The organism is Microbacterium sp. (assembly GCF_039812165.1).
Taxonomy (GTDB): Bacteria; Actinomycetota; Actinomycetes; order Actinomycetales; family Microbacteriaceae; genus Microbacterium.
This window is the reverse complement of sequence record NZ_JBDIAB010000198.1, coordinates 1-5140: the sequence shown is the minus strand read 5'-3', so window position 1 is coordinate 5140 and position 5140 is coordinate 1. Positions and strand designations below refer to the sequence as shown.

Below are 5140 nucleotides of genomic sequence, written 5' to 3'. Positions count from 1 at the left end.
CGCGCTCGAGGCCGCGCTCGAGGATCGCGACGCCGAGGCCGTGCGCGTCGGCGCCCTCCGCGACCGGCTGCGCGACGGCATCCGCCGCCTCGTGCCCGATGCCGAGCTGCTCGGCGACCCGGTGCGACGCCTGCCGGGCAACGTGCACGCGCGGTTCCCGGATGCCGCGGGGGAGACGCTGCTGTTCCTCCTCGACACCGCGGGGGTCGCCGTCTCGACCGGCGCCGCGTGCCAGGCCGGCGTGACCGAGCCCTCGCACGTCGTGCGCGCGCTCGGCCACGACGACCGCGCCGCGCGCGAGGTGCTGCGGATCACGCTCGGGCGCACCTCGACCGACGCGGACGTCGACGCGCTCCTGGCGGCGCTGCCGGACGCGTACCGGCGCGCGGTCGCGGCCGGCGCCGGCTCCGGTGCCGGGTCCGGCTCGCGCTCGTAGACTGGACCGATGCGGATCCTGGCGGCGATGAGCGGCGGCGTCGACTCCGCCGTCGCGGCCGCTCGGGCCGTCGACGCGGGGCACGACGTCGTCGGCGTGCACCTCGCGCTCTCGCGCGCGGGCGGCACGCTCCGCACCGGCAGTCGGGGGTGCTGCACGATCGAGGACGCCATGGACGCCCGGCGCGCGGCCGACCGTCTCGGCATCCCGTTCTACGTGTGGGACTTCTCCGAGCGCTTCCGCGACGACGTGGTGGAGGACTTCGTCGCGGAGTACCGGGCCGGCCGCACCCCCAACCCGTGCATGCGCTGCAACGAACGGATCAAGTTCGCCGCGCTCCTCGAGCGCGCGCTCGAGCTCGGGTTCGACGCGGTGTGCACCGGCCACTACGCGCTGCTCGTGGACGGCCCGGACGGACGGGAGCTGCATCGCGCGTCGGACGCCGCGAAGGACCAGTCGTACGTGCTGGGCGTGCTCGACGCCGACCAGCTCGCCCACACGCTCTTCCCGCTCGGAGACACGCCGTCGAAGGCGCTCGTGCGGGCCGAGGCCGAGGCCCGGGGGCTCACGGTCGCGCACAAGCCGGACAGCCACGACATCTGCTTCATCCCCGACGGCGACACCCGCGGGTGGCTCGCCGAGCGCGTCGGCCCGGCCGCGGGCGAGGTCGTCGACCGCACCGGCGCCGTCGTGGGCAGCCACGAGGGGGCGCACGCGTTCACGGTCGGCCAGCGTCGCGGGCTCAACCTCGGGGTGCCGGCGCCCGACGGCCGGCCGCGGTTCGTGCTGGAGGTGCGGCCCGTGTCGAACACGGTCGTGGTGGGCCCGAAGGAGGCTCTCGCGACGGCGGAGATCGCGGGGGAGCGGTTCTCGTGGGCGGGGAGGGCGCCGGATGCCGGCGGGTTCGCCTGCGAGGCGCAGATCCGCGCGCACGCCGACCCGGTGCCGGCGGTGGCCGTGCTCGACGAGCGGGGCGTGACGGTGCGGCCGCGGCATCCGTTCGACGGCGTCGCGCCGGGGCAGACGGCGGTGCTCTACGACGGCACGCGCGTGATCGGCCAGTTCACGATCGACCGCACCGTGTCGGCCGTGCCCGTCCCCGCGTGACGTCTCCCGCACCGCGCCGCGATGTCGGAGCCCGTCCCTAGACTGACGGGGTGACCGACGCCACCGAACTGACGCTCGAGCAGGCGCGCCCCGAGACCGAGCGCCTGACCGGCCTGATCCTCGACGCGCGCGACGCCTACTACGGGCGCGACGCCGAGATCGTGGACGACGCGACCTACGACTCGTGGATGCGGCGGCTCGAGGAGATCGAGCGGCTGTTCCCCGAGCTGCAGGGGCAGGACTCGCCGACGCTCACGGTCGGCGCGGCCGAGAGCTCGCTGTTCGCGCCCGTGACGCACGCCGAGCGCATGCTGAGCCTCGACAACGTGTTCAGCGCCGACGAGCTCCGCGAGTGGTGCGTCAAGGCGCAGGATGCCGCCGGAACGCAGGTCCGCTGGCTCACCGAGCTCAAGATCGACGGGCTCGCCATCAGCCTCCGCTACGAGCACGGGGTGCTCGTGTCGGCGGCGACGCGAGGCGACGGACGGGTCGGCGAGGACGTCACGGTCAACGCGGTGCGCGTCGCCGGCATCCCGCAGCGCCTGGCCGGGAGCGGGCATCCCGCGCTCGTCGAGGTGCGCGGCGAGGTGTTCATCCCGGTGGCCGCGTTCGACGAGCTCAACGCGCTGCAGGGGCGCATGCGCGACCGCGTGGTCGCCGAGGGCGTCGAGCGCGGCGTCGACGAGGAGAAGGCGACGCGGAGCGCCGCCCGCCGGTTCGCGGCGTTCGCCAATCCCCGCAACGCCGCGAGCGGCGGGCTCCGCCAGCAGCTGGACAAGAAGCGCGGCCTGGAGCGCGAGGCGGGCGAGGCGCGTCTGCATTCGCTGCGGCTCTTCGTGCACGGCATCGGCGCGTGGCAGGCGCCGCCGGTGGCGTCGCAGAGCGAGATCTACGGGCTGCTGGCCGGATGGGGTCTGCCGACGAGCCCCTACTTCCGCACCGCCGACGACGTCGACGGCGTGCTCGCGTTCGTCGCGCACTACGGCGAGCACCGGCACGACGTCGAGCACGAGCTCGACGGCATCGTCGTGAAGGTCGACGACCTCGCGCTCCACGACGAGCTGGGGGCGACGAGCCGCGCCCCGCGGTGGGCGATCGCGTACAAGTACCCGCCCGAGCAGGTGAACACGAGGCTGCTCGACATCGTGGTCTCGGTCGGCCGCACCGGCCGTGCGACGCCGTTCGCGGTGATGGCGCCGGCGCGCGTGGCGGGCAGCGTGGTGCGGCAGGCGACGCTCCACAACCAGGACGTGGTCAAGGCCAAGGGCGTGCTGATCGGCGACATGGTGGTGCTCCGCAAGGCCGGCGACGTCATCCCCGAGATCCTCGGGCCGGTCGCCGAGCTCCGCGACGGCACCGAGCGGGAGTTCGTCATGCCGACGCTGTGCCCCGAGTGCGGTGCGACGCTCGCTCCCTCGAAGGAGGGCGACATCGACCTGCGCTGTCCGAACACGCGGGCGTGCCCCGCGCAGGTGCGCGGACGCGTGGAGCACATCGGCTCGCGCGGGGCGCTCGACATCGAGGTGCTCGGCGAGGTCACCGCGGCCGCGCTGACGCAGGCCGAGCCCCCGTCGGCGGCGCCGCTCGAGACCGAGGCGGGCCTGTTCGACCTGACGCTCGAGCAGCTCGTGCCCATCGAGGTCGTGGTGCGCGACGCCGAGACGGGCGAGCCCAAGGTCGACGAGAACGGCGAGCCGGTGCGGCGCACGCCGTTCCAGAAGCTCGGCCCCGCGTCGTACCCGCCGGGCACCGAGAGCATGAGCCCGGCGGAGCGACGGAGCGCCGGCATCCGCAAGGATCACCGGGAGGTCCTGCCCTCCGAGGCCGCGGTGAAGCTCCTCGCCGAGCTCGAGAAGGCGAAGACGAAGGAGCTGTGGCGGTTCCTGGTCGCCCTCAACATCCGTCACGTGGGTCCGGTCGCGGCCCGTGCGCTCGCGGAGTGGTTCGGGTCGATCGAGGCGATCCGCGCGGCGTCGCGCGAGGAGCTCGCCGCGGTCGAGGGCGTCGGCGGCATCATCGCCGACGCGGTCGTCGACTGGTTCGAGGTCGAGTGGCATCGCGACATCGTCGAGCGATGGCAGGCGGCGGGCGCCCGCCTGGCGACGCCCGGGCACGGCGGCCCCGGCGCCGCGGCGGCCGCGGGGGGAGTGCTCGAGGGGCTGACGGTCGTGGCGACCGGGTCGCTCGAGGGCTACACGCGCGAGGGCGCCCAGGAGGCGATCATCCGCGCCGGCGGCAAGGCGGCGTCGAGCGTGTCGAAGAAGACCGACTTCGTCGCGGCGGGGCCCGGCGCCGGGTCGAAGCTCGCGAAGGCCGAGACGCTCGGCGTGCGGATCCTCGACGCGGCTCAGTTCCGCATCCTCGTCGAGCAGGGCCCCGAGGCGCTGGATGCCCTGGCGCCCGACGCGGGATGATCGACCCATGAGCGAGCACACGCAGTGGCTGTACCGGATCGTGCCCGCGCGGCCCGGCATGGCTCAGGACCCGACGCCGGACGAGGCCGCCCTCGCCGGCGCGCACTTCGACTACCTCGTGGCGCTGCAGGAGCGCGGCATCCTGATCCTCGCCGGACGCACGCAGGAGCCCGAGCCGTTCGGCATCGCGATCTTCGAGGCTCCGGACGAGGCCGCCGCACGGGCCGTCACGGACGCCGACCCCGCCATCGCGGGAGGGCTGTTCCTCGCCACCCTCCACCCGTACCGCGTGGCCGTCGCGCGCGACGGCCTGATCTGAGCTGACCTACGACGACCGGTGGGGCCGCTTTCCATCGACGACGGCTGCGCGAACCCGAGCTGGGTGCAGCCGCGCCCGGGAGACCTCCGAGCGTGAATCTGCTGGGCACGGCTACGCAGAGCTGCGGTGGTCGCATGACGGATGTGCCGGTTCGCGAGTTGCGCAACGGTCGGCGCCCGATGCCGCGGGACGAGATCCGGGTGTAGGTCAGTCGCCGCTCGTGCGCTCCAGCAGCTGGTCGCGCACCCGGCGTCGCAGCACCTTGCCGATGAGCGACTTCGGCAGCTCGTCGACCACGAACAGGCGCCGCGGCACCTTGTAGGCGGCGAGCTCGTCGCGCGCGAACGCGCGGACGCTCTCCAGGTCGAGGTCGCCGCGGCCGGGCTCGGCCACGATCGCGGCCACGACCTCCTCGCCCGAGTGGCCGCTGGGGAGTCCGACGACGGCGACGTCGGCGACGTCCGGATGCCGCCGCAGCGCGTTCTCCACCTCGGTGGGCGACACGTTGAAGCCGCCGGTGATGACGAGCTCCTTGATGCGGTCGACGATGCGGACGAACCCGGCCTCGTCGATCTGCACGATGTCGCCGGTGCGGAACCAGCCGTCGACGAACACGGCATCCGTCTCGTCCGGCCTGTCGAAGTACCCCTGGAACACTTGCGGGCCGCGCACGAGCAGCTCGCCGCGCTCGCCCGGGGCGACGTCGCGGGTCGGCTCCTCGGGGTCGACCACGCGGCACTCGGTGCCCGGCAGCGGCAGCCCGACGGTGCCCGGCACCCGGTTGTCGGCGACGGGGTTCGCCATGAGCACGGGGGAGCACTCCGAGAGCCCGTAGCCCTCGACGAGGTAGCCGCCGGTGGCCTC

5 protein-coding genes are annotated in these 5140 nt (G+C 74.3%); 4 read left to right on the top strand and 1 reads right to left on the bottom strand.

Annotation, left to right across the window (positions count from 1 at the left end; all coding sequences use genetic code 11):
* The 4 genes from WML84_RS12690 to WML84_RS12675 form a co-directional block, all read left to right on the top strand.
* The coding region (locus tag WML84_RS12690; protein WP_347346505.1) for an aminotransferase class V-fold PLP-dependent enzyme at nt 1-436 on the top strand (436 nt) is incomplete at its 5' end.
* Between the two features lie 9 nt (nt 437-445).
* Entirely contained in the window at nt 446-1543 is a 1098-nt protein-coding gene (gene mnmA / locus WML84_RS12685; protein WP_347346504.1) for a tRNA 2-thiouridine(34) synthase MnmA, read from the top strand.
* Between the two features lie 50 nt (nt 1544-1593).
* On the top strand, nt 1594-3957 hold the full coding sequence (gene ligA, locus WML84_RS12680) for an NAD-dependent DNA ligase LigA (protein WP_347346503.1): 2364 nt from the start codon (nt 1594-1596) through the stop codon (nt 3955-3957).
* 7 nt (nt 3958-3964) lie between these two features.
* Complete coding sequence (locus WML84_RS12675; protein ID WP_347346502.1) at nt 3965-4276, top strand: YciI family protein; 312 nt, start codon at nt 3965-3967, stop codon at nt 4274-4276.
* A 207-nt stretch (nt 4277-4483) separates the two neighbouring features.
* Here the strand turns inward: WML84_RS12675 and WML84_RS12670 are convergent.
* The coding region (locus tag WML84_RS12670; RefSeq protein WP_347346501.1) for an AMP-binding protein at nt 4484-5140 on the bottom strand (657 nt) is incomplete at its 5' end.